Source organism: Bradyrhizobium sp. McL0615 (assembly GCF_049993905.1).
Lineage (GTDB): Bacteria > Pseudomonadota > Alphaproteobacteria > Rhizobiales > Xanthobacteraceae > Bradyrhizobium.
In genome coordinates, this window is sequence record NZ_CP188254.1 from 3097910 (window position 1) to 3124881 (window position 26972).

General features: G+C 63.0%; 22 protein-coding genes. 6 read left to right on the forward strand and 16 right to left on the reverse strand.

The window, feature by feature from the left end:
* Window positions 1–225 precede the first annotated feature (225 nt).
* A complete protein-coding gene (locus tag ACPPVP_RS14665; RefSeq protein ID WP_426535372.1) occupies window positions 226–1398 on the forward strand; it encodes a M20 aminoacylase family protein in 1173 nt (390 codons plus the stop codon).
* A gap of 122 nt (window positions 1399–1520) precedes the next feature.
* On the opposite strand, the gene ACPPVP_RS14670 is transcribed toward ACPPVP_RS14665, so the two are convergent.
* The 4 genes from ACPPVP_RS14670 to ACPPVP_RS14685 all read right to left on the reverse strand — a co-directional run bounded on the left by ACPPVP_RS14670 (window position 1521) and on the right by ACPPVP_RS14685 (window position 5698).
* Entirely contained in the window at window positions 1521–2870 is a 1350-nt protein-coding gene (locus ACPPVP_RS14670; RefSeq protein ID WP_426535374.1) for a carbohydrate porin, read from the reverse strand.
* Between the two features lie 64 nt (window positions 2871–2934).
* A complete protein-coding gene (locus ACPPVP_RS14675) occupies window positions 2935–3978 on the reverse strand; it encodes a transporter (RefSeq protein WP_426535376.1) in 1044 nt (347 codons plus the stop codon).
* A 148-nt stretch (window positions 3979–4126) separates the two neighbouring features.
* Window positions 4127–4900 (reverse strand): acetoacetate decarboxylase, encoded by a 774-nt coding sequence (locus tag ACPPVP_RS14680; protein WP_426535378.1) that lies wholly within the window; start codon window positions 4898–4900, stop codon window positions 4127–4129.
* Window positions 4901–4915: 15 nt separating this feature from the next.
* The gene (locus ACPPVP_RS14685) at window positions 4916–5698 is read right to left on the reverse strand and encodes a 3-hydroxybutyrate dehydrogenase (protein WP_426535380.1); all 783 of its coding nucleotides are present in this window, start codon (window positions 5696–5698) and stop codon (window positions 4916–4918) included.
* Window positions 5699–5935: 237 nt separating this feature from the next.
* Here ACPPVP_RS14685 and ACPPVP_RS14690 point away from each other — a divergent pair, with 237 nt between their 5' ends.
* The gene (locus tag ACPPVP_RS14690) at window positions 5936–7096 is read left to right on the forward strand and encodes a patatin-like phospholipase family protein (RefSeq protein WP_426535382.1); all 1161 of its coding nucleotides are present in this window, start codon (window positions 5936–5938) and stop codon (window positions 7094–7096) included.
* 28 nt (window positions 7097–7124) lie between these two features.
* Here ACPPVP_RS14690 and ppk2 read toward each other — a convergent pair whose 3' ends face one another.
* From ppk2 to ACPPVP_RS14710, 4 genes are all read right to left on the reverse strand, one after another.
* Window positions 7125–8030: a polyphosphate kinase 2 gene (ppk2, locus tag ACPPVP_RS14695; protein WP_426535384.1), complete on the reverse strand. Its 906-nt coding sequence runs from the start codon at window positions 8028–8030 to the stop codon at window positions 7125–7127.
* 170 nt (window positions 8031–8200) lie between these two features.
* Window positions 8201–9832, reverse strand: coding sequence for an inorganic phosphate transporter (locus tag ACPPVP_RS14700; protein ID WP_426535386.1), 1632 nt, complete (start codon window positions 9830–9832; stop codon window positions 8201–8203).
* A gap of 440 nt (window positions 9833–10272) precedes the next feature.
* A complete protein-coding gene (locus ACPPVP_RS14705) occupies window positions 10273–11733 on the reverse strand; it encodes a UdgX family uracil-DNA binding protein (RefSeq protein ID WP_426535388.1) in 1461 nt (486 codons plus the stop codon).
* Between the two features lie 79 nt (window positions 11734–11812).
* On the reverse strand, window positions 11813–13051 hold the full coding sequence (locus tag ACPPVP_RS14710) for a putative DNA modification/repair radical SAM protein (protein WP_426535390.1): 1239 nt from the start codon (window positions 13049–13051) through the stop codon (window positions 11813–11815).
* A gap of 163 nt (window positions 13052–13214) precedes the next feature.
* Between ACPPVP_RS14710 and ACPPVP_RS14715 the strand changes: the two genes are divergently transcribed.
* From ACPPVP_RS14715 to ACPPVP_RS14725, 3 genes are read left to right on the forward strand one after another with little or no spacing between them, the layout of a single operon-like run.
* The gene (locus ACPPVP_RS14715; protein WP_426535392.1) at window positions 13215–14009 is read left to right on the forward strand and encodes an ImuA family protein; all 795 of its coding nucleotides are present in this window, start codon (window positions 13215–13217) and stop codon (window positions 14007–14009) included.
* Complete coding sequence (locus tag ACPPVP_RS14720; RefSeq protein ID WP_426535394.1) at window positions 13900–15492, forward strand: Y-family DNA polymerase; 1593 nt, start codon at window positions 13900–13902, stop codon at window positions 15490–15492. The genes ACPPVP_RS14715 and ACPPVP_RS14720 overlap by 110 nt, the downstream gene beginning before the upstream one ends.
* The gene (locus tag ACPPVP_RS14725; RefSeq protein ID WP_426535396.1) at window positions 15489–18995 is read left to right on the forward strand and encodes an error-prone DNA polymerase; all 3507 of its coding nucleotides are present in this window, start codon (window positions 15489–15491) and stop codon (window positions 18993–18995) included. Before ACPPVP_RS14720 ends, ACPPVP_RS14725 begins: the two co-directional genes overlap by 4 nt.
* A 5-nt stretch (window positions 18996–19000) precedes the next feature.
* Here ACPPVP_RS14725 and ACPPVP_RS14730 read toward each other — a convergent pair whose 3' ends face one another.
* From ACPPVP_RS14730 to ACPPVP_RS14760, 7 genes are all read right to left on the reverse strand, one after another.
* A complete protein-coding gene (locus ACPPVP_RS14730) occupies window positions 19001–19216 on the reverse strand; it encodes a hypothetical protein (protein ID WP_426535398.1) in 216 nt (71 codons plus the stop codon).
* A 330-nt stretch (window positions 19217–19546) separates the two neighbouring features.
* The gene (locus tag ACPPVP_RS14735; protein WP_426535400.1) at window positions 19547–20599 is read right to left on the reverse strand and encodes an HlyD family secretion protein; all 1053 of its coding nucleotides are present in this window, start codon (window positions 20597–20599) and stop codon (window positions 19547–19549) included.
* 2 nt (window positions 20600–20601) lie between these two features.
* Entirely contained in the window at window positions 20602–21318 is a 717-nt protein-coding gene (locus tag ACPPVP_RS14740; protein WP_426535402.1) for an ABC transporter ATP-binding protein, read from the reverse strand.
* Window positions 21315–22448: an ABC transporter permease gene (locus tag ACPPVP_RS14745; RefSeq protein ID WP_426535404.1), complete on the reverse strand. Its 1134-nt coding sequence runs from the start codon at window positions 22446–22448 to the stop codon at window positions 21315–21317. Before ACPPVP_RS14745 ends, ACPPVP_RS14740 begins: the two co-directional genes overlap by 4 nt.
* Window positions 22449–22730: 282 nt before the next feature.
* On the reverse strand, window positions 22731–23183 hold the full coding sequence (locus ACPPVP_RS14750; RefSeq protein ID WP_426535406.1) for an MgtC/SapB family protein: 453 nt from the start codon (window positions 23181–23183) through the stop codon (window positions 22731–22733).
* 97 nt (window positions 23184–23280) lie between these two features.
* Window positions 23281–24255: a hypothetical protein gene (locus ACPPVP_RS14755; RefSeq protein ID WP_426535408.1), complete on the reverse strand. Its 975-nt coding sequence runs from the start codon at window positions 24253–24255 to the stop codon at window positions 23281–23283.
* A 379-nt stretch (window positions 24256–24634) separates the two neighbouring features.
* Window positions 24635–24907, reverse strand: a complete 273-nt coding sequence (locus tag ACPPVP_RS14760; protein WP_426535410.1) for a PilZ domain-containing protein — start codon at window positions 24905–24907, stop codon at window positions 24635–24637.
* 351 nt (window positions 24908–25258) lie between these two features.
* On the opposite strand from ACPPVP_RS14760, the gene ACPPVP_RS14765 reads away from it, so the two are divergent.
* On the forward strand, window positions 25259–25795 hold the full coding sequence (locus tag ACPPVP_RS14765; RefSeq protein ID WP_426535412.1) for a GlcG/HbpS family heme-binding protein: 537 nt from the start codon (window positions 25259–25261) through the stop codon (window positions 25793–25795).
* A gap of 130 nt (window positions 25796–25925) precedes the next feature.
* On the opposite strand, the gene ACPPVP_RS14770 is transcribed toward ACPPVP_RS14765, so the two are convergent.
* Window positions 25926–26696, reverse strand: a complete 771-nt coding sequence (locus tag ACPPVP_RS14770) for an SDR family NAD(P)-dependent oxidoreductase (protein WP_426535414.1) — start codon at window positions 26694–26696, stop codon at window positions 25926–25928.
* Between the last annotated feature and the right edge of the window lie 276 nt (window positions 26697–26972).

Sequence of the window (26972 nt, forward strand, 5' to 3'; positions counted from 1 at the left end):
GCGGTAACCCCTGGAAGAGTTGAGACGCCTTTGACCTGCAGGGCCGTGCCGGCACTTTACTTTGGCGTCGCCAAACCCCTGGTGCCACCCGCTTCGCCGGGTCTTTAGGCTCTGGCCGGTCCGAGTTCATGGCTGGATGGCGGCCTTGCGGCAGAGTGCTGGGTGGACCGCCGCTTGCATGCTACAGAAGCCCTAGCGTTCCCAACCTTTGAGGCCAGAATTCCTATGCCCATCGTTAACCGCGTCGCCGATCTGCAACCCGATATCCAGGCCTGGCGCCGTGATATCCATGAAAATCCCGAATTGCTCTACGAAGTCCACCGCACCGCAGCATTCGTGGCAGACCGTCTGCGCGAATTCGGCTGCGACGAAGTCGCCACCGGTCTCGGCCGCACCGGCGTCGTCGGTGTCATCAAGGGCAAGCAGCCCGGCAAGGGCGAAATCAAGGTGATCGGGCTTCGCGCCGACATGGATGCGCTGCCGATCGAGGAAGCGACCAATCTGCCTCATTCTTCCAAAACGCCGGGCCTGATGCACGCCTGCGGCCATGACGGTCACACCGCGATGCTGCTGGGCGCGGCCCGCTATCTGGCCGAGACCCGGAATTTCGCCGGCGACGCGGTCGTGATCTTCCAGCCGGCCGAGGAGGGCGGTGCGGGCGCCGACGCCATGATCAAGGATGGGCTGATGGACCGGTTCGGCATCGAGCAGGTCTACGGCATGCACAATGGCCCGGGGATTCCGGTCGGCTCCTTCGCCATCCGGTCCGGCCCGGTGATGGCCGCGACCGACTCGATCGATATCAGGATCGAAGGGCTCGGCGGCCACGCCGCGCGCCCCAACAAGTGCATCGATTCCGTGCTGGTCGGTTCGCAGCTGATCACCGCCCTGCAATCGATCGTCTCGCGGACCATCGATCCGCTGGACTCCGCCGTGATCTCGATCTGCGAGTTCCATGCCGGCAACGCCCGCAACGTGATCCCGCAGACCGCCGAACTCCGTGGCACCGTGCGGACGCTGACGCCGGAAGTCCGCGAAACGGTCGAGAAGCGGGTCCGGGAGATTTGCGAAGGCGTAGCCAAAATGACGGGCGCCAAGGTCGATCTGGTTTACGAGCGCGGCTATCCCGTCACCAAGAACCATGCCGACCAGACTGACTTCGCCACCCAGGTGGCCAGGGACGTCGCCGGCGCCCAGAACGTCCACGACATGCCGCCGCTGATGGGCGCGGAAGATTTTTCCTACATGCTGGAAGCGCGGCCGGGCGCCTTCATCTTCTGCGGCAATGGCGATAGCGCTGGGCTCCATCACCCCGCCTATGATTTCAACGACGAGGCGATCGTGTACGGCACCTCGTACTGGATCAAGCTGGTCGAGAACAAGCTGGCGGCGGCGTAAGGCTTCTCCGACGCCCTCAAGCTTCGATCGCACGTTAATTCGAATACATGCCAAGGAAGGCCCGTATCTCCAGTGCGGGCCTTCTTTATTTGCCGCTCAGCCAGGACGTGAAGATGCGGTTCTTAATATCTAAGCGTGGTGGTCACGCCGAACACCGCGGCGTCGCCGATCCGTGACAGGCCGGTCGGATCGTTCGGATTCGGGATCCCGCCGGACGGACGAAACACATATTGAAAATACGGGGCCAGCAGCCAGCCGGGCTTGAGATGGGCCTCGTAGATCAGCTCAATCAGCGTCTCATTGCTGCGCACCGGGCTCGGCAGGCCGGCGAAAAATTGGCTGTCGCGATCGAGGTTTCGCGCCGAATTTGAAATTCGCATATAGGCCACCGCCATCCCGAACCGGTCGAGCGGGCGACCGGAGACCAGACCGCTGAGGCCAATGCCGCCGTCGAGATAGAGGTCGATCAGGTTGCGATCCGGCGGGCTGTAGGCGATCCGCGCAAATGCCGTCACCCCGGGTACCGAGGCCGACACGCCTTTTTCGGTCACCGACGCTGGTCGGTACAGCGTCTGCTCGACCACGGCGAAGATTCCAAAATTGCCGCGAAGTTTTGCGGCAATACCGGTTCCGCTGGGATCGGCAATCGAGGCGCCTTGCGCGGTGAAGCGCTGATCGTCGAACTGCCCGGTATGATACCAGCCGCCCGGCGTGAAATTGCCGGCCAGCGGACCTCTGCCGAAGTCGAGGTCATAGCTCCAGCGCACCTGTCCGATCAGCCACGGCGGATCGTTGACCCGGAACGCCAGGCCGTGATTGTCGCGAAGCTGCGGGTCGCCTTCGCCCGGCCGCGCCGCATTGCCGTTGAACACGGCGCCGAACACCGTGACCTGGTCCGACAGGGTGGCCTTGACGCGAATGCCGGGCACCGCGATCGGCGGCGCCGGCCCGCCGGAGGGAAGATTGTTGGCCTTGTTGGCCGGCCAGCCGAACGTTCCGTTGATGAAGAGATCGTCGGTCTGGCTGTCGAAGAACTCGACGTCGGCCGCCTGCTGCCCGATCCTGAAGTTCAGCGCATTGTTGTAGAAGCCCTGCTCGAAATACGCATTGTAAAGGCGCGCCTCGGGCAGGGCCTCGATCTCGCTGATGGTGGCGAGGTTGTGGATGTAATTGCGTGACAGGCCGCGGCCGTAGAGGCCGAGCGCGTTGACGTAAAATTTGCCGTCGGTCCAGCCGACCAGTTTCTCGAGGTCGCCATCGACGGAGAGATCGAACCGGCCGAAATGGATGGCGCCGCGCCCGGTGCCGCCCGAGACATTGGTGATGTTGTCGCCGATCCAGGTGGCGCCGAAATTCAGTCCCTTGGCCGCCAGCCCGTCATGCCACTCGTTGAGCCATTTCGGGGCCAGCCATTCGGCGGCATTTTCGTCCTTGGCGCCGGCGTATGCGCTTGTGCTCGCCGTGGCGCTCACAACGCACGCCGCCACCGACAATCTGCACAACCTGAGCATCCGCGTGGCCCCGCCCGTGACCAGGCTATCTGATAATCCCGATGCGCTTCATGATGAAATAGGCGGCAAGCGACGACAGAACCATCAGCAGGGATGCCCACAGGAAAGCTGTTTCGAGATCGGTGAACGGCAGCCCCTTGGTGTTCATGCCGAAAATGCCGGTGACGAGCGTCGGCGGCATCAGCAGCGCCGTCAGCACCGAGAGCACCCTGATATTGTCGTTGCCCTGTTCCTCGATTTTCAGGTGAAGCTCTTCCTGCAGCAGCCGGCTGCGCTCGCGCATCTCGACGATGGTGTGGTCGAGGCCATCGAGGCGCTGGGCGAGCTTGCCGGCGCGGAGCCGCAAGACAGGCTTCAGATCGTCGAGATGCCGGTGCTCAAACCGGTGAAACACGATCCGCAAGCCCGACAATTGCCGGTGCAGGCGGGCGCAGGTGCGCCGCAGGCGGCCGAGGTTCTGACGCTGGTCCGTCGCGCTGTCCGACAGCACCTTTTCCTCGACCTCGTCGAGCGCCTGCGCCACACGATCGGCAATGCCGTCCATGGTGTTGGCGACATGTTCGACGATGGTCTCCAAGAGCGCGGCCGCGCTTTCGATGCGATGGCCGGCCTCGAGCGCACGGCGGGTGGCGTCGACCGCGCACAGTGCATGATGCCGGCCACTGACCAGGATCTGCTCGGTCATCACGAAGCGGAGATACCCGGTGTCCTCGGTGGCATCGGCGACGTCGCGCAGCAGATCCGAGATCACGCCGTAGACGCAGTCATCGACGGTGTGGAGCTGCTGGTAATTGTCCTTTGCCAGCAACAGCGCACGCGCCTGCGTCGGAACGTCGAGATTGGCAGGCGTCAGCCACTGCAGCGCGCGGGCATCGGCCAGATTGAAATGCAGCCAGAGCAGCCCGTCATGGGAAAACGGGATCGGCCGGTCGATCGGGAGCGCTTCCGGAACGCCGTCCGAATGGATGCGAAACGCCCAGACGAGGCCGGCGATCGGGGCCGACACGAGCGGCGAGCGCGCCACGTCGCTGTCGGCGATGGCATCGGCAACTGACGTATCAACTCGCATCGCACACCGCAGTACTTTGTCGTACGCCAGAAATCACGGGTACGTTCACCAGAGCGAAAATCAGCTTCGAGGCAGTCCTTCGAGCCCGCCGGATTCTCAATAAGGTCCTATAGGATTACATCCCGGTTACAGGAATGTGTCACCCGTCCTATTCCGCGGCTTGTGCCAGGTCTTCGTCCTGCTTGTTGTAATCATAGACCACGCGGCCATAGGGCAGCGTCAGATCGGCGAGAAAATGATGCGCGCCGACGACGCGCCGGACCGGAAAATCGGCCACCGGCGCGTTGACGTGAGGCACGAGGTGAAGCCGGCCCGGGCCGATCCATGACCCCTTGACCACGATATCGGTCAGGTTGATCGCGACCAGCTGGCAGACTTCCGCGCGGCCATCGACACCGGGGATCAGCTTGAGATTGATCTGGGTCTTCGACAGGGTGGCGCGCGTGATCTCGCCGTTCCCCGCCATCGCTTCATGCTTGTAGCCCATGGTCCCCATGGCGACGAGCTGGCCGGCATATTCGAGGGTGCCGGTCAGCGTATCCTTGACCACCTCGAGCTTCGGGTGCGCATATTTCTTCGGAAAACCCCAGATCTCGCGGCCCGCGGCAATCGGCGGATCATCGTCGAGATACATCTGGGAGACGAAATTGACCTCTTCGCCATTGAGCCGGGCAGGGATCACCAGGCCGGATTCGGTGTAGCTGCCGAAGCCGGAGCTATCAGGCATCTTGATCCACTCGTAGTGCACGACGGGCTGATCGATCGGCTCCAGCGGCTCGGGCAGGCCGGCGCGGATCAGGTCGGGATCGGTCTCGTAGCTGATGACCAGGAATTCCCGGTTGACGAAGCGATACGGTCCCGCCGGATAACTCGGACCGGCCATCGGCATCGACGGAAGCTTGAGCACGTCTGCCTTGCGCATCGAAAATCCCCTTAACTAGTGAGCGGTCCAGCCGCCGTCGACCGGCAGCGTGGTCCCCGTGATCGATCGGGCGTGGTCGGTGCAGAGAAAGTTCACCAGTGCCGACAGCTCTTCCACGGTGACGAAGCGCTTGGTCGGCTGGGCTGCGAGCAGAACGTCGGAAATCACCTGCTGTTCGGTGATGCCGCGCGCCTTGGCCTGTTCGGGGATCTGCTTCTCCACCAGTGGCGTCATGACATAGCCGGGGCAGACCGCATTGACGGTGATGCCATGTTCGGCAAGTTCGAGCGCGGCGGTCTTGGTCAGGCCGGCAATACCGTGCTTGGCGGCGACGTAGGCCGACTTGAAGGGTGAGGCGACCAGCGCGTGCGCCGAGGCGATGTTGACGATCCGGCCCCAGGACTTCTTCTTCATCCCGGGCACCGCAAGCCGCGTGGTATGGAATGCGCTGGAGAGGTTGATGGCGAGGATCGCATTCCATTTCTCGACCGGGAATTCCTCGATCGGGGCGACGTACTGGATCCCGGCATTGTTGACCAGAATGTCTACGCCGCCGAACGCATTCTCAGCCTGCGCGATCATGCCGGTGATTTCAGCGTCGTCGGCCATGTTGGCCCCGCTATAGAGCACCTTGATGTTATGACCGTTGGCGAGGTCGCCGCGAATGGCCTCGATCTCTCCGGCGTCGCCGAACCCGTTCAGCATGACGTTCGCGCCGCTGGCGGCGAGGCCGCGCGCAATGCCAAGACCAATTCCGCTGGTCGAACCGGTCACGATGGCTGATTTTCCCGATAACATGGCAATGGCTCTTCGGATGAGAATGAATGCGCACGAGGCCACGCGATTGCAGATGCCTCGCCGGCCGCAATGCGCAATTGCTAGTGACCATCGACGACAGCGATGTGAGAAATTTTCTTCAGACGTGTGACAGCGGCAGACGCGCGTGAGCGCGACGACCAGCATTGTCATACCGGTGTCACCGCTGCCCTGAATTCTGCTAGCGATCGTTGATTTCGTTTCTCATGAGGTATTGCCATGGACGCGCGCACACCACATTCAGCCAGCTCCATCGCGCCAAGCTGGCGCCCGGATCGCTGCGACCGGATCGCGCTGGTGCTGCAGGGCGGCGGGGCGCTAGGCGCCTACCAGGTCGGTGTCTACCAGGCGCTGCACGAAGCCGGCATCGAGCCGGATTGGGTGTGCGGGGTGTCGATCGGCGCGATCAATTCGGCGATCATCGCGGGCAATCCGCGCGAGCAGCGTCTGGAGCGACTGCAAATCTTCTGGGAGCGCATCACAGCGCGCAAGGTCTGGCACTACACGCCGGATGGTGACGTCTACCGCAAGGCCCGCAACCTGACGAGCACGTTCCTGACGACCACGCTGGGGCAGCCCGGCTTCTTCAAGCCGCACGACGTCAGTCCGTGGTTCAGCCCCGCCGGTGCCAAGACCGCGACCAGCTATTACGACACCGGTCCGTTGCGCGAAACACTGCTCGAACTGGTCGACTTCGATCTCATCAATTCGCGCAAGGTTCATTTCGCGGTCGGCGCCGTGAATGTACTGAGCGGCAATTTCCTGTACTTCGACAACAAGAACGAGGTGATCGGCCCCGAACACGTGATGGCGAGCGGGGCGTTGCCGCCGGCGCTGCCGATGGTCAAGATCGGCACCGATCACTTCTGGGATGGCGGCATCGTTTCCAACACCCCTCTGCAGCATCTGCTGGACCAGGAGGACAAGATGAATTCGCTGGTGTTTCAGGTCGACCTGTTCAGCGCCCGCGGCGCCTTGCCCCGCGATATCCAGGAGGTGTTGGCGAGGCACAAGGACATCGTTTATTCGTCCCGCACGCGGCACAATACCGATGTCTACAAGCAGATGAACAATCTGAAGACCGATCTGCACAAGGCGCTGCAAAAAGTTCCGGAGGACCGGCTCAGCGAGCATGAGCGCTCATTGCGGGACCGTCTCGCCGACCTACCCGAAATCACCATTCTGCAGATGATCTATCAGCAGAAAGCCTATGAGGGCGATTCCAAGGACCATGAATTCTCGGCCACGTCGATGCGCGAGCATTGGCAAAGCGGGCTGGAAGATACAAGGCGGACGCTGAAGCGACGGGATTGGCTGGCCTTGCCCGAACAAGGCATGGGCATCGTGGTCCACGACGTGCACCGCGAGCGCGACTACTGAAATCGCGCGACGCTGCGGGGCGGCGCGCTCAGTAGCGCGCCGGCACGTACAATTCGGGCGGTATCGGTCCGCGGCTATATTCGGGGTTGCGAACCCGCGCCGGCAGAACGACCGGGTCGTGGCTGATTTCCTGGTAGGGAATTTGTTCGAGCAGGTGCGCGATGCAGTTCAGCCGCGCCTTCTTCTTGTCGACGGCCTCGACCACATGCCAGGGAGCTTCCGGAATGTGGGTGTGCTCCAGCATCGCTTCCTTGGCCTTGGTGTATTGCTCCCAGCGGGTGCGCGCTTCCACGTCCATCGGGCTGAGCTTCCACTGCTTGAGAGGATCGTGGATCCGCATGGTGAAGCGCAAATGCTGCTCTTCGTCGGTAATGGAGAACCAGTACTTGATCAGAATGATTCCGGAGCGCACCAGCATGCGCTCGAATTCCGGCACCGAGCGGAAGAATTCGTTGACATCGTCTTCGGCGCAAAATCCCATCACGCGCTCGACGCCGGCGCGGTTGTACCAGCTGCGATCGAACAGCACGATCTCGCCGCCGGCCGGCAGGTGCGAAACGTAACGCTGGAAATACCATTGCGTGCGCTCGCGCTCGTTCGGCGCCGGCAGCGCCGCGACGCGGCAAACCCGCGGATTGAGCCTCTGGGTGATGCGCTTGATGACGCCGCCCTTGCCGGCGGAATCGCGGCCCTCAAAAATCACCACCACTTTCAGCTTGTGGTGCTGCACCCATGTCTGCAATTTTACCAGTTCGCCCTGCAGGCGGAATAATTCCGTGAAGTAGACGCGCCGGTCGACGGTCTCTTTTGCGGTATGGTCGGAGAATTCGTTGGTCAGCGCATCGAGGCGATCGTCGTCGATTTCAAGCTCCAGTTCCTCATCGAAACTGTCGAGCATTTCCGCGTGGATGCGATCGTGGATTGATGTGGTCATAGGTGGCTCCGGCTGCGGACCTGTTGGGTCGCGTGGCGTGAATGCGAATATCGGACGGCGGAATCGGGACACGGCACCTTGCAGAAAGCAGAAGGCCGGAGTTTGGCTCCGGCCTTCCGCTACCCGTCGAGGCTGCCCGCATGGCAGCGACCCTGCCGCACCGCCGATACTCAGAACAGATTCGAGAACAGCACGTAGAGGCCTGCCGACAGGCAGATCGCGGCCGGCAGCGTCAGCACCCATGCCATCAGGAGATTGCGGATGGTTGCCATCTGCAGGCCGGAACCGTTGGCCGCCATGGTGCCGGCGACGCCGGATGACAGCACATGTGTTGTGGAAACCGGCAGGCCGAAAATGTCGGCGGCGCCGATCGTGGCGGCGGCGACCAGTTCGGCGGACGCGCCTTGCGCGTAGGTCAGATGCGTCTTGCCGATCTTCTCGCCGACGGTGACGACAATGCGCTTCCAGCCGATCATGGTGCCCAGCCCAAGCGCGATCGCTACCGCGATCTTGACCCAGAGCGGGATGAATTTGGTGGCTGAGTCGAGCGAGCCTTTGTAGGCCTTGAGGGTGTCGACCTCTTCCTTGCTCAGGTCGCTTTCCTTGTCCTTCATCAGGAAGCGGATCGCTTCGGAAGTCAGGTACATGTCGTTGCGGGTGTTGCCGACGGCTTCCGCCGGCACCTTGTTCAGCGAGCCGTATTTCTGGACCTGCTCGCCGACGTCCTTCACCAGCACGGCCAGCGAGGGAAAGGTGCCTTCGCTGATCTGGCGGGTGGCGACGTATTGCGTCACCGCGGGCCGCGGGTCGCCGATGATGCTGTGGCCGGCGCCTTTGGCGGCGACCACCTTGGAGGCGGCTTGCGAGATCGTCTGGAACTGCGCCACCTGGGATTCCGGCAGCGCGCGGTTCAGCGCGTAGGCGGTCGGCACCGTGCCGATCAGGATCAGCATGATCAGGCCCATGCCCTTCTGACCGTCGTTGGAGCCGTGCGCGAAGCTGACGCCAGTGCAGGTCGCGATCAGGATGCCGCGGATCCACAACGGGGGCGGCTTGTTGCCTTCAGGCGCGGCATACAGGGCGGGATTGCGCACGATGAACTTCAGCACCAGCAGCAGGACCGCAGCCATGATGAACCCGAACAGCGGCGACAGCAAAAGCGCGTAACCGATCTCGGTTGCCTTGGTCCAGTCGACACCCGAGGTGCCGTCGCGGCCGCGCATCAGCGCGTTGGCAATGCCGACGCCGATGATCGAGCCGATCAGCGTGTGCGAAGAGGATGCCGGCAGGCCGAAATACCAGGTGCCGAGGTTCCAGATGATGGCCGCAATCAGCAGCGCGAACACCATCGCGAAGCCGGCGCTGCTGCCGACCTGCAGGATCAATTCCACCGGCAACAGCGAGACGATGCCGAAGGCGACCGCGCCCGAGGACAGCAGCACGCCGAGGAAATTGAAGAAGCCCGACCACATCACGGCGAATTCCGCCGGCAGCGAATGGGTGTAGATCACGGTCGCGACCGCGTTGGCGGTATCGTGGAAACCGTTGACGAATTCAAATCCAAGCGCGATCAGCAGCGCCACGAACAGCAGGAGATAGGGCAGCCAGGCGGTGACCCGCATGCCGGTCGCGTCGATGTCGGCGTAGATGCTGTAGGCGACGTATAGCAGCCCGGCGGCGAGGATGCCGAAGAACAGGATCATGGTCAGGGGGTTGAACCCCTTGTCGAGGTTCGGCCGCGAGGCCGGTTGGATAGGCGCCGCCTCGTCGCCCATCGATGGATTGAGTGCAATATCGGTCATTCTGACCCCCCGTCGTCATATGCTTGAGAAGACGGCATCTTTGACCGAGGGACTTGAAGGTTAGATGACAGGCGCAGGTGTTGCGCCGGCCGGTCGGATCGCGCGATCACGCGCAGCAATGCGCGTCGGCCTTGGCCGTTCGGGTACTTCCTGTTGGAATCGTTGGGGCTTTGCGGGCGCGATGCTGTCGATTGCTGGCGCGCCGTCACGTGTCATGCGGTAACCGGGCAGCAAGAAAGTGGGTCGCGCGCTGCACGGCGCCGGGGCTGAAGGGGGACCGCGCAGCGCGTCGACCGTATGGGAGCATCATGGCGTGACCAGACGTCCCCACATTCCCTTGAGAATGCGGTTGTGTACTCCATCAATTAATGGTTGCAAATGCGATTGTCAATTTCCCCGTTATATCTCAACAGAAATTGCGGTTGCCGGATTGGCGGGCTTCAGGCCGCCTGTTCTGATTTTCGCAGCAGGTCGGCGGCGATCTTGAGGTCTTGAACGAAGCGCTGATATTCCCGTGCCTTGGCATCGGCGTCGGGCAATCGCAACAGATAGGACGGATGCACGGTCACCAGCGCCCGGGTTCCATCATCGAGATCGATCAGGTGTCCGCGGTTCTTGTTGATCGGTGTGATCTTTCCCAACACGCTTTGCGCCGCGGTGGCGCCCATGGCTACCACCAGCTCGGGTTTGATCGCGGCCAGTTCGCGTTCGTACCATGGCCGGCACGCCTTGATCTCCGGCGTGTTGGGCTTCTGGTGCAGGCGGATTTTTCCGCGCGGCACGAACTTGAAATGCTTCACCGCATTGGTGACGTAGACCGTACGGCGGTCGATCCCGGCTTCTTCCAGCGCGCGGTCGAGCATCTGCCCCGCGGGCCCGACGAACGGTTTTCCGGCGAGGTCTTCCTTGTCGCCCGGCTGCTCGCCGACCAGCATGATCCGCGCGGTTGGCGGGCCTTCGCCGAACACGGTCTGGGTGGCATCCTTGTAGAGGGGGCAGGCGCGGCAATCGGCGGCTTCCTCGCGCAGGGTTTCGATATCGTCGCCGGCGTGCTTGCGAGCCATTTCGCTTCTCTTGTCGTCTCTCTTGGGCGGTTCCAGCCGCTTCTGCGCCTTGTGCGGTTCGGTCGCCGCATTCGCGATCATCGCGCTTGCGGTACGTCCGGCACCTTCGATCAGGGGTTTAATCAACGAGGCCTCCGGCAGGTTCCGCCAATACTTCTTCGGCATCTCGTTCCGCATCGCCGCCACCTTCAGCCGTGCCGGGTTGAAGATTGAGGCGTAGTAGCGCCGCCAGGTTTCCTCCAGGCGGTCCGCGGTAGGGGCTTCGGATTTGCCGACACCGGGCGTGATCGAGACGGCATGGCCGTCCCAATGCGCGCAGGCATCCGGCGTCAGGATCGACCAGGGCATGTCGGCGAAGCGGCGCGCGAAGAAGGGCGCGGCCAGTTCGACGATGTGATGCTCCGGCTCGAACCAGGCCACGAAGTGCGATTTCTGCTCGCGACCGACTTCGCGGAAGCGGACAAAGGCATGCATCTTGTGCTCGTCGCGGCGCACCGCCTTGGCCATCGCGGCGATCTCGGCCACGTCAGGATCGGTTGCGATATCAAGCAGATCGTGGTGAGTTCGCAACCGCCACAGCAGGCGGTAGAGCAGGGCGAACCGCTCGGGGTTGCGGTGCAGGATCGCGACTTCTGCCTGTTCGACGAATTTGGCAGGTACGTTGAAGGTGCCATGTGGCGGCTCGAGCGGCGGGGCCGTCGGCGCGAACAGTTCGGGCGCATCATCAGCCACGCGCCAGTTCACGTCGGAAGGTTTTACATCGTTTAACGCCAGCGCGCGGGCGGCCTTGCGCCAGCCGTTGAAGTCGGTTTCGCTGTCGAGAGTGATGAAATGCATGTCTCTCCTCCTTGGCAATCCATTTTTTCACTTGTTGAGGCATGGATTGCTTCGCTTCGCTCGCAATGACGCTGTGGGGTTAGAATCCAAATCCCAACTGCGTCGCCTTCGGCTTGAACCGCTCCACCAGCCCCGCGCCATCGAGCAGATGCAGCGATGGCCGGTGGTCGCTGAGCACGATGAACGGCAGCGCCTTCTTTTGCGGAATATGCAGCCGCGACAGATCGGCCAGGCGGATCGAGGTCAGGCGACGCGTGGCGATGATGCGGTCGACCGCCTTGGTGCCGAACCCCGGCACCCGCAACAGATCCTCGCGGCTGGCGGTTGCAACATCGAGCGGGAAGCGGTCGCGGTGGCGCAGCGCCCAGGCCAGTTTCGGATCGATGTCGAGCGGCAACATGCCTTTGGCCTCCTCGACGATCTCGCAGGCGTCAAAACCGTAAAACCGCATCAGCCAGTCGGCCTGATAGAGCCGGTGCTCGCGAAGCAGCGGTGGGGGAACAAGCGGCAACGCACGGCTCGCATCCGGGATCGGGCTGAAGGCCGAATAATAGACGCGCTTGAGCCGATAGGAGCCGTAGAGATTGGCGCTGGTGTCGAGGATGGTTTTGTCGCTGGCCGCATCCGCGCCGATGATCATCTGCGTGCTCTGGCCGGCAGGCGCAAAGCGCGGCGGCTTTGTTTTCGTCGCGGTCCTGACGTTCTCCTTTGCTTCGTCGAGCCTCAAGCGCAGCCGGCCCATGGTGCGGCGGATCGCGCGCACGTCCTTTTCCGGCGCGAATTTGGCGAGGCTCTTTTCCTCCGGCATTTCGATGTTGATGGAAAGACGGTCGGCATATTTGCCGGCTTCCGCAATCAACGCGTCATCGGCCTCCGGAATGGTCTTGAGATGGATGTAGCCGCGGAAGTGATGCTCCTCGCGCAGTTTTCGCGCAACACTCACCACCTGCTCCATGGTGTAGTCGGCGCTGCGGATGATGCCGGAGGAGAGAAACAATCCCTCGATGTAGTTGCGGCGATAGAAGTCGATCGTCAGCTTCACCACCTCGTCGACCGTGAAGCGGGCGCGCGGCACGTTCGACGACGTGCGGTTGACGCAATATAAGCAATCGTAATTGCAGGCGTTGGTAAGCAGCACCTTCAGCAACGAGATGCAGCGTCCGTCCGGCGCGTAGGAATGGCAGATGCCCATGCCGGGCGCGGTCGAGCCGAGGCCCTTGCCGTCGCTGGAATCCCGCTTCTCTGTCCCCGAGGAAGCGCAGGAAGCATCGTATTTCGCCGCATCCGCCAGGATTTCCAGCTTACGTTGCACGTCCATCGTTGAATCCCTTTGATTCCGCTCATGAATCGCTCGAGTGATGATCTCGATTGACTCTGCCGGGCCGGTTAGCTTTATATTAGAACATATCATGAACAAATGAGCCAGCCGCGGGTTCACTCGGGAAGAAGCGGTAACGGCAAATTTTCTTAAGGAGCGGGGCATGAGCACCGCACGCACAAGCACGCTTGCGAATTTGCGGGGACGCATCGAACGGCTGGAGTCGCATGGCGATGCGCCTGACCTCAACAAGGTCGCGCTCGGCCATGCGGCAGCGGATGCGATGCTATGCGGCGGTCTCGCGGTCGCAGCGGTGCATGAAGTGTTCGCCGAGGGCCATCAGAGCGCATCAGCCACGGGCTTCATCGCGGGGCTTGCGGGAAGGGTATCACCGCGCCGGCCGCTGGTCTGGGTGCGGCAGGATTTTTCGGAAATCGAATCCGGTGCGCTGTCGCCGAACGGGCTTTGCGAACTGGGCCTCGATCCGCGGCTGCTGGTGACGGTGCGCGCGCCCGACACCGACGCCGCGTTGCGGACCGCCGCCGACGCGCTGGCCTGCGATGCGCTCGGCGCCGTCGTGCTGGAAGTCTGGGGGCAGGCGCGCCAGCTCGATCTCGTCGCCAGCCGCAAACTCACGCTGGCCGCGGCGGCCTCCGGCGTCACCGCGCTGCTCTTGCGGATGGCCGCGGAGCCGCGGCCCTCCACCGCGGAAACAAGATGGATCGTGCGCGCGGCGCATTCGCCGCCGTCAGCGCCGTGGACTGCGTGGGGCGCGCCTGTGTTCGACGCGCAGCTGGTTCGTAACCGTCATGGCCCGGTCGGCCGCTGGATCATGGAATGGAATTGTGATGAGTGCCTCTTCAGCGAACCGGCGGCGCATCCTCAGCCTGTGGCTGCCACGCCTGCCCATCGACCGCATCAAGCGCAAACTTTTGCAGAACGGCGACGCGCTGGATAAAACACCCAGCGTCGTCGTCGCCAAGCAGCACAACGCCATTGTGATCTACGCGCTCGATGATCTGGCCGTGCATGCCGGCCTCTCGATCGGCCTGCCGCTCGCCAATGCCCGCGCGATCTGCCCCGAACTGACGGTGTTCGACGCCGACGAGGTCGCCGACCGCAAGACGCTCGATGACATCGCCGACTGGTGCGACCGCTTCACCCCATTGGTGGCGATCGATCCGCCGCATGGGCTCTATCTCGACATTACCGGCTGCGCCCATCTGTTCGGCGGCGAGCGCGCGCTGCTGCAGGCGGTCTACGGCGCGCTGAGCCGCCGCGGTTTTGCCGTCAGCGCCGCGATCGCCTCCACCCCGATCTGCGCCCGGACGCTAACGCGCCACGCTTCCGGAAAGATCATTGCCGAGGGCGAGGAGGCGGAGGCCGTCAGTCCGCTGCCGGTCTCCGCGCTCGGCGCCGGTGACGCCATCACCAGCGGCCTGCGCCGTGCGGGGTTAAAGACCATCGGCGACGTCGCCGCGCGCGGGCGTCACGAAATCACGGCGCGGTTCGGCGCCGGCTTCACCACGCTGTTGGAGCAGGCGCTGGGCGAGGGCGACGCGCCGATCAGCCCCCGCAAACCGCTGCCGGATTACATCGTGGAAAAGCGCTTTCCCGAACCTGTCGCCACCGACACCGTGATCGCGATGAACCTGTCCGCGCTCGCTGCCATGCTGGTCACGGCGATGGACAGACAGGGCAAAGGCGCGCGACGGCTGGATGCGAGCTTTTTCCGCACCGACGGCGCGGTACGCACGATCTCGGTCGATACCGGCCGTCCGGTGACAAAGCCGGATATGATCGACCGCCTGTTCCGCGAGCGGCTCGATGCGCTGAACGATCCCCTCGATCCCGGCTTCGGCTTCGATCTGATCAGGCTTTCTGCCAGCCGCACCGAGATCGTAGTGCAGCAGCAGCGCGATCTGGACGCCAATGTCCATGACAATGATGAACTGGCCGCGCTGATCGACCGCATCGCCGCGCGCATCGGGGGAAAACGCGTCGTCGTGCATCTGCCGCAGGATACCCACATCCCCGAGCGCGCGGTGCTGGCCGTAGCCGCACAGCATCATCTGGCGGTCGCCGCGCAGGCGGCATGGCCCGAGCGTATCGAAAGCGAGCCGCCGCTGCGGCCGTTGCGGCTGTTCGACAGACCGGAGCCCATCAACGTGCCGTTCGCGACCGTACCCGACGGCCCGCCGCATCAGTTCACCTGGCGCCGCGTCACGCATGCGGTGGTGCGGGTGGAGGGCCCCGAACGCATCGCCATGGAATGGTGGAAGCAGAACGGCGACGGTCCGACGCGGGATTATTTCCGCATCGAGGACGAGGCGGGACTTCGTTTCTGGATCTTTCGCGACGGGCTCTATGAAAGCGAGCTGGCCGATGCGGAAGGCGAGCCCGCGCCGGTCAGATGGTTCGTGCACGGGCTGTTCGCATGAACGGCCCCGTGAGCATTCCCGGCTATGCCGAAATCGGCATCACCACCAATTTCTCGTTCCTGCGTGGCGGCTCCGATCCGCGCGCCTATGTGCATCACGCAAGCGAACTCGGCATTCCCGCGATCGGCATCGCCGACCACAACACGATGGCCGGCGTGGTGCGCGCGTACAAGGAACTCGAAAACCCCGAGGTGAAGCACAGGCCAAAGCTCCTGATCGGCACACGGCTCATCTTCATAGATGGCACCCCTGATATTCTCGTCTATCCGCGCGACCGCGCCGCTTATGGCCGGCTGTGCCAGTTGCTCACCCGCGGCAAGCGCGGCGACGACATCACGCGGATCGAGAAGGGCGAATGCCATCTGCGGTTCGATGATCTGCTGGAATTCGCCGAGGGCCAGCTTGTGGTGCTGGTGCTGCCACATCGTTTCGACGCGGCTGGTGCGCAAACAATTCTGGCGCGTCTGAAGCAGAGCCGGGCCGATGGCGTCTGGCTCGCCGCGAGCCTGCTTTACCGTGGCGACGACAAGCGCCGGCTGGCTCGGCTGCATCGGCTGGCGCTGGCCGCAAAGGTCCCGCTGCTGGCGACCAATGAGGTGCTGTACCACCATCCCGCCCGCCGCCGGCTGCAGGACGTGCTGACCTGCATCCGCGAGAAGACGACGATCGACGCCATCGGTCGCCGGCTCGAGGCCAATGCCGATCGCTATCTCAAGCCGCCCCGCGAAATGGCGCGGCTGTTCCGCGACCTGCCGGAAGCCATTTCGGAAACCATGCGCTTTGCCAACCGCATTTCGTTTTCGCTCGACCAGCTCAAATACCAGTATCCGGACGAACCAGTGCCGCCGGGCAAGACGGCGCAGCAGCATCTCGAAGACCTGACCTGGGTCGGTGTCGACAGATATTTCGATGGCGAGATCAGCGAGACGCTGCGCGCCACCTTGCGGAAAGAACTCGCGCTGATCGACGAGCTCAAATACGCACATTATTTCCTCACCGTTCACGACATCGTCCATTATGCGCGCAGCCAGAACATCCTGTGCCAGGGGCGGGGATCGGCTGCGAATTCCGCCGTCTGCTACGTGCTCGGCATCACCTCGGTCGATCCGACCAAGGTCGATCTGCTGTTCGAGCGCTTCATCTCCAAGGAGCGGCTGGAGCCGCCCGACATCGACGTCGATTTCGAACATTCGCGGCGCGAGGAGGTGATGCAATATGTCTATCGCCGCTATGGCCGCCACCGCGCCGCGATCATTGCTACCGTCATCCATTATCGTCCGCGCAGCGCGATCCGCGACGTCGGCAAGGCGCTGGGGCTGACCGAGGACGTCACCGCGGCGCTCGCCGATACGGTGTGGGGAAGCTGGGGCAAGGGCCTCAACGAGATGCAGGTCCGTCAGGCCGGGCTCGACCCGCAGAATGCGATGGTCGAGCTTGCGGTCGAACTCGCCACCGAACTGATCGAATTCCCCCGCCATCTGTCGCAGCATGTCGGCGGCTATGTGCTGACGCAGGACCGGCTCGACACCTATGTGCCGATCGGCAACGCCGCGATGGACGATCGCACCTTCATCGAATGGGACAAGGACGACGTCGACGCGCTTCACATGATGAAGGTCGACGTGCTGGCGCTGGGCATGCTGACCTGCATCCGCAAATGCTTTGATCTGATTGCCGATCACAAGGGCGAGCGCTGGGAACTGGCGACGGTCCCGCAGGACGAGAAACAGGTTTACGACATGCTGTGCCGCGGGGAATCGCTGGGCGTGTTCCAGGTCGAGAGCCGCGCGCAGATGAACATGCTGCCGCGCTTGAAACCACGCACCTTCTACGACCTCGTCATTGAAGTCGCGATCGTGCGCCCCGGGCCGATCCAGGGCGACATGGTGCATCCATATCTGCGGCGGCGAAACAAGACCGAGCAGGTGAGCTATCCGTCACCGTCGCCCGAGCACGGTGAGGCGGATGAGCTTTACAAGGTGCTGCACAAGACACTCGGCGTGCCGCTGTTCCAGGAACAGGCGATGCGGATCGCGATCGAGGCCGCCAAATTCACCTCCGAAGAGGCCAACGGCCTGCGCCGCGCGATGGCGACCTTCCGCAATGTCGGCACCATCGGCAAGTTCGAGGACAAGATGATCGGCAACATGATCGCGCGCGGCTACGCGCCGGAATTCGCCAAAAGCTGCTTTGACCAGATCAAGGGTTTTGGCTCCTACGGTTTTCCGGAAAGCCACGCCGCCAGTTTTGCGCAGCTCGTCTATATCTCGTCATGGCTGAAGCATTATCACCCGGACGCCTTCTGCTGCGGATTGCTCAATTCGCAGCCGATGGGTTTCTACGCGCCGGCTCAGATCGTCGGTGACGCCCGCACTAACGGCGTCGAGGTGCGCGAGATCGATGTCTCCTACAGCTTTGCGCAGAACACGCTGGAGGAGGGGGAGGGCAAGTATTGCGCGGTGCGGCTCGGCTTCCGCCAGATCGACGGGTTTAGTTGGGTTGATGAAGATGAGGAGCGGCTAAAACACAGCCAGATGTCGTTCCTGAATCTCTCGTCGTCGTTCCAGGGCGTTGCGATAGCGACTAACCCTAATGCGCAATTGCGCATTGTGGAACCTCGAGATTCTCAGATGTGCAATAGCACATCGGAGTTCGATGCTGACGCATCGCTCCGGAATGACGGCGAGTCAGACTGGGCCGACCGCATCGTCGTCGCCCGCAAACGCCGCCCCTTCACTTCGCTGGAAGAATTCGCCCGCGACACCGCACTTCCAAAACGCGCGCTGATCCTCTTGGCCGATGCCGATGCCTTCCGCTCCATCGGGCTCGACCGCCGCGCCGCACTGTGGGCGGTGCGGCGGCTGCCCGACGACGTGCCGCTGCCGCTGTTTCAGGCCGCGGTCGCCCGCGAGCAGCCCGACGAGAACGCCAAGCCGCTGCCGGAGATGCCGCTGCCGGAGCAGGTAGTCGCCGATTACCAGACGGTGCGTTTGTCGCTGAAGGGCCACCCGATGGAATTTTTGCGCGAGAGGTTTACGAAAGAGCGCGTCGTCGCCTGCAAGGACGTCAACCACACCAACGACAGGCGCCGTATCCGTTGCGCCGGCGTGGTGCTGGTGCGGCAGCGGCCGGGCAGCGCCAAGGGCGTCGTCTTCATGACGCTGGAGGACGAGACCGGCATCGCCAATATCGTGGTGTGGCCCAAGGTGATGGAGCAGTACCGGAAGGAAGTGATGGGCGCCCGCCTCATCTTGGTCGAGGGCTACATCCAGAGTAGCCCGGAACACGTCACGCATCTGGTAGCGCAGCGGATGTTCGACCGCTCCCACGACCTGATCGGCCTCGCCAATGATGCGCCGAGCCGCAAGTATCCGGTCCCGGCTGGTCCCGCGCTGGTCGAGCCGCTCAACGACGACCGCCGCGAGCACCCTGACAACCCCGCCCAGAAAATCCGCCACCCGCGCGACGTCCGCATCCTGCCGCCGTCACGGGATTTTCACTGACGCGGTTACCAGTAGATCAATCCTCTTGGCGTTGTCGCAAATCCGCTCTTGGCGAATATTGCTGCGATCCTCTGCTTTTCGGCGCAGTGGGCAGCCAGCGTTTCGTACAGCCTCGCCTCCATGAACGGGGCGTATTCCTTGCTGGGCGAGGCTGCATCGGCGGTCGCCGAGATCAGTGCACTGACTTGGCGAATTAGCAGATCGTCTGTCGATGGCTGCATAACCTTCTCCTTCGATCGCGGTTTCGGCCAGCTGATTCCCGATTTCGGTTCGCCGCAAGTCGGCAAGTCACACGAACCGTCGTTCCGGGTGCGACACATTGTTCGCGCGTCATCAAGCTCTAGTGATGCGCGAACCTGCGCATCTCCCGCAGCCGGGCCAGGCAATATCCCCGGTACAGCATGCCGATGAGGTTCCACATGATCGACTCCCTTGTCTGATCACAGTCCCTCACCATTACAATAATGTCGTTTCCGGATTTCTTCGTCGCCTGAGGAAATGGCTTCGCCGTTAACGCGCAAGATTTCGTGGCGCTTGGCGACGAAACGTCTTCACGGGCTCGCGACCTTGTCCGAACGGAAATAGACATCGGCCTTCATTCCGATCGTGAGATCTCCCGCTCCGGTCAATCCGACCGTGACCCGGACGACGTCCAGTTCAGCTTGGTTGCGCGATCCCGGCGGTTCGAGGCGGCCGGGCTCGACCAGTGGCGCGATCGACTGAACGCTTCCCTCGAACTCGCGATCGGGAAACGCCGCCGCCCGCACCGTCACCGCTTGCCCTGATCTGACCGACCCGAGGTCGCGTTCGTCCAGTTCCGCACGCACACATAGTGCCGAGAGGTCGGCGAGCTGCAGCGGCGGCTGCGGCGAACCGGGCGACACCACTTCGCCCACCCGCACATTGACCTGCAGCACCGTACCGTCGATCGGTGCCCGCACCGTCATCTTGTCGAGGACGGATCGCGCCACCGCGGATTCCGATCGGGCGATGCTGAGCTGACCCTCCAGCGAGGTAGGCAAGACGCCGTCGTCCTCGGCGGTGCGAAGTTCGTCCTGCCGTGTCGACAGTTCATTCTGGGCGCGTGTGAACGCCAGCCGGGCCGCGGTCAGGTCGGCCTCCGATCCGCTGCCGGCCCGTCGCCTCGCGGCCGACCGGTCAACGGCCGCTCGCGCGTCATACAGCGTCCGTTCCGCGTCGGCCACGGCATCTAGCGCCTTGCGCCGCGTCCTCGCACTGCCCGTCGCCGACTTCTCGTCCCGGGCGCGCTCGCGCAAGGCCGTCTGCGTCTCCGCCGCCGCCAACCGGGCCCTCAGCTCATCGTCTGCAAGCTGGATCAGCGCCTCGCCCGCAAATACCTTGTCATTGGTCTTCACCAGAACCTTCTGAACCACCCCGACCACAGCCGTCGCGACCTTGATCTGACCGGAGCAAGCTTCGATGCGGCCGGGCGCAACTGCCTGCCAGCGCTTTTCCGACGGGGTTTCGGCCGATAGGCCCCACCTTGTCGGCCCGCTGGGGCCGATCGCCGAAATCGCGTACAGCGCCCCGGCGCCCGCAATCAGGGCCACGACGGCGACCAGTGCGGTCCGGCGCTTCGACATGACTAGTGATCCTCCAGCGTTTGGCGAATGCCGCCGCGTTCCTCGGCAATGATCCGTCCATCCTCGATCTGAACGACCCGGTCCGCGAATGGCAACAGACGCGGATCATGGGTCACAATCAGCACGGCGTGTCCCCGTTCCCTGGCAATCTCGGCAAGCAGCTTCATGACCGCCTGGCCGTTCGCGCCATCGAGTGCGGCCGTCGGCTCGTCCGCCAGGATGATAGACGGGTTTCCGACGATGGCGCGCGCGATTGCGACCCGCTGCTGTTCGCCGCCGCTGAGTTCGCGCGGATACGCCTTTATCTTGTGGGCCAGGCCGACCTTTGCCAGTGCCTCGCGCGACCGGACCTTTGCCGCCCTGCGGGGCTCGCCGCGCACGTCGAGCGCGAGCCTCACATTGTCGGTGGCGGACAAGGTTGGAAACAGGTGAAACGACTGGAACACAAAGCCCACATGCTCGCGCCGGAGGCGCGCCAGCTCCTCGGGCTCGAGACCGGCGGTTGAATGCTGGCAAACATGAACCGTTCCTTCCGTCGGCGACAACATGCATCCGAGTATCGACAGCAGCGTGGTCTTGCCGCTCCCGGAAGGCCCCATCAGCAAGGTGAGTTCGCCGCCGCTGAGCGCCAGGCTGACGCCCTTGAGCGCTGCCACCCTGGCAGCGCCGCTGCCAAGGTCCTTCGTTACATTCGCCGCCTCGAGTATTGGTTCGCTCATCGCGTGAACACCATGGCGGGTTCGATGCGGGTGACCTGAACGATCGCCGCGATCGACGACCCGATACACATGACGAGGGTCAGCACAAACAACCCGGCCATCAGCCCGGGCGTGATCATGATCGGCAACGCGGTCCCTTCGGTCAGCCGCACGACGGCGTTGCCGACCAGTGCTGCGATAGCGAATCCGATGACGGCACTCAGCAGCGCCTGCCAGAGGATCACTTTGTAGATATACCGCCGCGAGGAGCCCATGGCGCGCAGGGTGGCGAATTCGTTCAGATGCTCCTTCGTGCTCGCATAGAGTGTCTGGGCGACCACGACGGTACCGACGATCACGCCGAGCAGGGCGCCGGCGAACAAGGCGGCGCCGGCGCCGGTGCCGAACAGCCAGAACGTGCGGCTGCGCTCGCGAAACTCGGCCGGGGTAAGGACCTCGACGTTGGCGATGTTCGACATCAACTGCCGGCGAACGGCACCACTGTCGGCTTCGGCGTTCAGGCGAACGATGAGATAAGTAGCCTTTCCCGACGGCACCCCTGTGTAGGTCCGCGCCCGCTCGACGTCCATGAAAACGAACGGCGTCGTGGTGAATGATCTGATACCGTTGGTGACGGCCGCCACCTGTACGGGTTGCTGCCGTATTTCGGCGGTCGCGCCGATGCCGGAGATACCAAGGCGATCGAAATAGGTCCGGTCGACCGCCACCGCCTTGGCGCTCGCCAGCGCCTCAATTTGGCCTTCCACGAGGTCCCACGGTTGCAGCCCGCCGGCCCGCAGATCCGAACCGATGACGAAAACCGGCGTCATCGCCCCGCTCGGCATTCGCCAGTCGGCAAAACCGATCACGACGGGAATGGCGTCTGCCACGCCGTTGATGGCAAGCGCGCGATAGCGCTCGCGGGTGTTCAGCAGGGAAGGGTCCTCAAAGGCCTTGGTTCCGCGCGGCATGACCCAGAGATCGGCGGACGAATGGTCGATCATCGTCGTCACCATGCGCCCAAAGCCGAAATATAGGCCCATCTGGATGGTGACCAGAACGATGGAAAAAACGATCCCGATCACGGTCGCTACAAGACGCAGCCGGTCGTGAAACAGGTTTCGAAAAGCGATGGTGAAAACCAATGGCATGCTACCGAGCGCCGATTACTTTCTGTCCCATGTCAGTTTGGTTTTCGATGATCGGAAAAGCCAGCCATTAATAGCGGCGCCGTCCAACGGATACGAGGTAGGTGGCAGGGAGGCGAGGTAGGGAGCAGCGAATGGAACGCCAGCACGTCGTCCGCAATTTGCCGCCAACGTAACAATTTGGTGGCGCGTCTGGCACCATAGTTCTGAATGCAGAACGGCAGCGGTTGCACTGCAGCGTTGGCGACAAGGCGCTGAGAATCCGTGGTGGACAATCCATCAGGTTCAGCCCGCCTTATCGCCGCCTTCGTCCTTCTTGATATCGGCTTCCTCCTTCACCAGCGTGAGCAGCTTCAGCGTCAGGAACGTAAACACTGCCACCGTAACCGCGACATCGTAGCTGCCGAGCCCGACGGAGACGCCGATCGCGCCGGTGGCCCACAGGCTTGCGGCTGTGGCTGTACCCTGCACGGTGGTGCCCTGCTTGAGAATCGCGCCGCCGCCGATGAAGCCGATGCCCGTGATCAGACCTTCAACGACCTTTGCCAGGCCGTCGGGCGAATGCACCAGCAGGCTCTCGCTGGCCTGGATGAACCCGCAGCTTGCCATTGCAACGAGCGGGAAAGTTCGCAGGCCTGCACTCCGTGCCCGCTTCTCGCGATCCCAGCCGATCGGAACCGCGAGCGCGAAGGCCGCGGCCAGTGCTACGAAATGAACGCCGATCTGAAATCTATCCAAAGCCGCCCTCGTGAAACCAAAGCCCCACGCCGGCAATAGACGAACTCCCGTTACGCCGCCATGCGACGCAAGGCTTCAGCTGGCAACAGCGATGGAACTACGGCGCGGCGTTCTTTCTCAACGCATCCGTCGTGGAAATGTTCACTATCGGCACGGCGCCGCCATGACCGGCCGCCGCGTCAGGTGCCACGCTGACGATCGCAGCTTCGGTCCGGTACTGCGGCAGCTGATGTTCGAGCGCGTAGAACACGCACAGCGCGAGGCTCGACCAGACCGCCAGGCTGAAATAAAGCGACATCCAGGCAATCTCGTCCTTCCACTCGGCCAGGTCGTGCGTCACCACCCAGCGCGTGCTCACGTCGCGCAGGCCCTCGCGGGGCGTCAGGCGCTTGTTGCCATCGGCCTCTCCAGTCCGCCAGCGGTTCAGGTACATCGGGACGTCGATCGTCATCAGAAACGCCAGAAATCCGGCAATGCCGGCGATGGCGACCGCCAGGACGACGCGAACCGCGCCATGGAATTCCGGCAGCAGGCGGCAAAGGCCGACGCCGACGATGAAGAAGGCAACCGCCCACAACGAATTTTCGATGGCGTTGCCGAGATAATTCCTGGTCAGCACCGCATACCATGACAGGCATTCCGCGATCAGGATCAGCGGTACGATCACCCACGCGGCATTCACGGTCGTTTCCGCCCCGGTCATCGTGCCGAGCTGGTGCAGGAGGATAGCCCATTGCGCCACAAAGCCGATCTCGGCCACGGTTGCCACCGACCGTCCGACCAGAACACTCGACCACCAGGTGTCGAACAGGCAGATCCGCTGAACATCGGCGCGCGGCAGAAGTGACCTGAAGGCGCAGCCGAATACATAGGCCGCACAGAACAGCAGCATCATCCCGATGCCGGCCGTGCCGCCGGCAGTGCCAGCCGGCTGCAGCGGAAGCTCACGATACAGCGCGAACCAGACGGCGATATTGATGCCGCTCACAAGCGTCAGGAGGCCCCACCACCAGGACACGGGATTCGTCCAGGCCAGGGAACCTGACCGCGCCTGTTGCCATTCCAAGCTCATTCGTCGCTCCGCTGTAATCGAACTGACATTTAACCGTAATAATACAGTCATGTGTCAAGGCCAATCACGACTAGGTATGTCAGCGGGCGGGCATGGGGTGGAAGCGCGTGGGTCGGCTATCTCTCTTCATGGGCGAGGAGCGACGCGATGGCTCCGGACGAGCTTCGTATCGCCGGGCGAACCATGGGGCCCCGGACGGGGCCTGCATCTCCGAGACGCGGCGAACACGCCGTTCCTCAGGATGAGGTTCTATTCCGGTGTTGCAGGTTTAAAAATTTACAAGCGGCCGAGCAATAACTACCCGCTCACGGTGAGGAAGCGGGTAAGCCGTCTTGAACCATCAGGCCACGTCCTTTGAGACGCAGCGAAGACGGCGATCTCAGCCCAGGAATTTTACGCCGTAGGTCTTGCCCCGGCGCCAAACCACTTCGCATGACTGGCGCGTCGTATGTTCGGGTACCAGCGCCAATTCAAAGCTGTCTCTGACGTCCAGCGCAGCATCGGTCACGACCTTGGCGCCGCCCGGCGAGACGTCCAGGATGAAGCATTCGATTTTCGTCACCCCGTCGTCGACCGTCATCCAGGTCGGCCGTTTGCGCAGTTCGCGTCGCGGCTCGCGCTGCACCTTTGTCCTTTGGTCGTCGACAATCATGGTGGCCATCCGTCATTGATACCCAGTCGGCTGGGTCTTTGAAGCAGGCCGCAGAGTGAATGAAATTTCGTAAAGTCCCCCTTAGTTTATCGTTTCAAATTTACCGGTTTGGTTCGCGAGTTGTAAGGCGAGCCCTCTCAACTTTGCCTGCGGCCTCGCGCGCATTCGAGACGCCCTCAACTGTCTTCGCGGCCGCAGCAAACCGGGCCTAGCGCGTGGCATGCACGCCCAAATTGAGTTTCAACAGGCCTGGAAAACGCCTACTGTCGACGTCAGCCGGCTAGCGCAGGGGGACAGCCCGGCCCGCAACATCATCAATCCCCCCATAATCAATATCCTTGGGAGGAAGACATGCGTCGGAATACTTTGGCGATTCTTGCGGCTTGCGCGGCCGTGACGATCTGCGGCCAGGCTCAGGCCCAGCAGCCGGCAGCTGCCCCGGCGGCGGTGCCGGACCAGATGCCGTTCGATATCCCGTACGGAAATTCGATCACCGCCGACCGCGCCGCGGATATCGTCAAGGCGGTCCTTGCCGAGGCCACGAAATCTCCCCGCAACTGGAAGCTCGCGATTTCCGTCGTCGATACGCATGGCGAGCTCGTCTATTTCTACAAGATGGACAACACTCAAATGGGATCAGTGACGATCTCGCAGAACAAGGCCCGTACCGCGGCGCGCTTTCGCCGCCCGACGCAGATCTTCAGCAATGTGATGCAGACTCCCACCGGCGTCTATGTTGCCACCCTGGATTCTCCCCCGCCGACAGCATCTCCCGGCGGCTTCCCGCTTGTCGAGGGCGGCAAGATCATCGGTGCGGTTGGTTGCAGCGGCGCGACCGGCGACCAGGATGCCACGGCCTGCAAGGTCGGCGCGGAGACGGAGAAGTAGGCGACGCTTCTGACGAAGGGATCGTAGGGTGGGCAAAGCGAAGCGTGCCCACCATTCATCTGCGGGTGTTGATGGATGGTGGGCACGGCGCTTGCGCGCCGTTGCCCACCCTACAACCGCGCAACGTTTCTCAGAAATTCACCCGGTTCGAGATCGCGCCGTCGACGACGAGGTTCGAGCCGGTCGTGAAGGAGGAGGCCGGGCTCGCCAGGAACACCGCCGCATTGGCGATTTCCTGTGGTGTCGCCATGCGGCCGGTCGGGTTGCGCGCCAGCGCATCCTGGTAGCGCTTCGGCATGTTCTGCTCGACCATGTTCCAGATGCCGCCCCTGAAATAAACGGTGCCCGGCGACACCACGTTGACGCGGATTTTCTTGCCCGCGTATTGCCGCGCCAGTCCCTTGGCCATGTGGATCAGCGCTGCCTTGATCGGGCCGTACGAGCTGGCGGCGTCGGCCTGGGCTGCGGAAATCGAGGAAATGATGACGAAGGCCGCGTCGCCGGTCTTCTCGCCGCCGGCCTCGAGCAACGGCCGCGCGGCCTCGAATGCGTTCACGGCGCCAAGCACGTCGAGCCGAAAATTCTGCTCCCATGAAGCGGGATCGCCGCCTTGCGCCATGGCCCCGGCATTGGAAAACAGCATGTTGACGCTGCCCAGCTCCCGCGCAACATCTGTAATCCACGACTTCAATGCGGCGGCGTCGGTAATATCCACGGGCGCGCCGGTCGCCTTCACCCCCATCGCCTGCAGCTCGGCAACGGTGCCGGCGACCTGATCGGCGTTGCGGGCGCACACCGCGACGCCTGCGCCTTCGCCCGCCAGCGTGTCCGCAATCGCCCGCCCGATGCCACGCGTGCCACCGAGAACGACGGCGTTTCTTCCCTTCAAACCCAAGTCCATCCTGTTTTTCCTTCGTTGGTATCAGCGCATTGTAGCGGTGAAGATAACCCGGGAGAAAGCTGAAATCGCCTGGCCGCCCCGCCAGTGATGACTTCCCTCCAACGTTTGTTGGAGAAGTGACGAGCGCTGCGGCATACGCGTATCTGAATGTGTGATGGGCAGTGTGACTGCCTGACGGGCTCCGCCCGTCTCGCAGCGGATGAGGGGCGTTGGCCATCGTCACGAACGCGCGGTGGGATGCGATGGATGCTGATGGCGCGATAGACGTACCCGCCG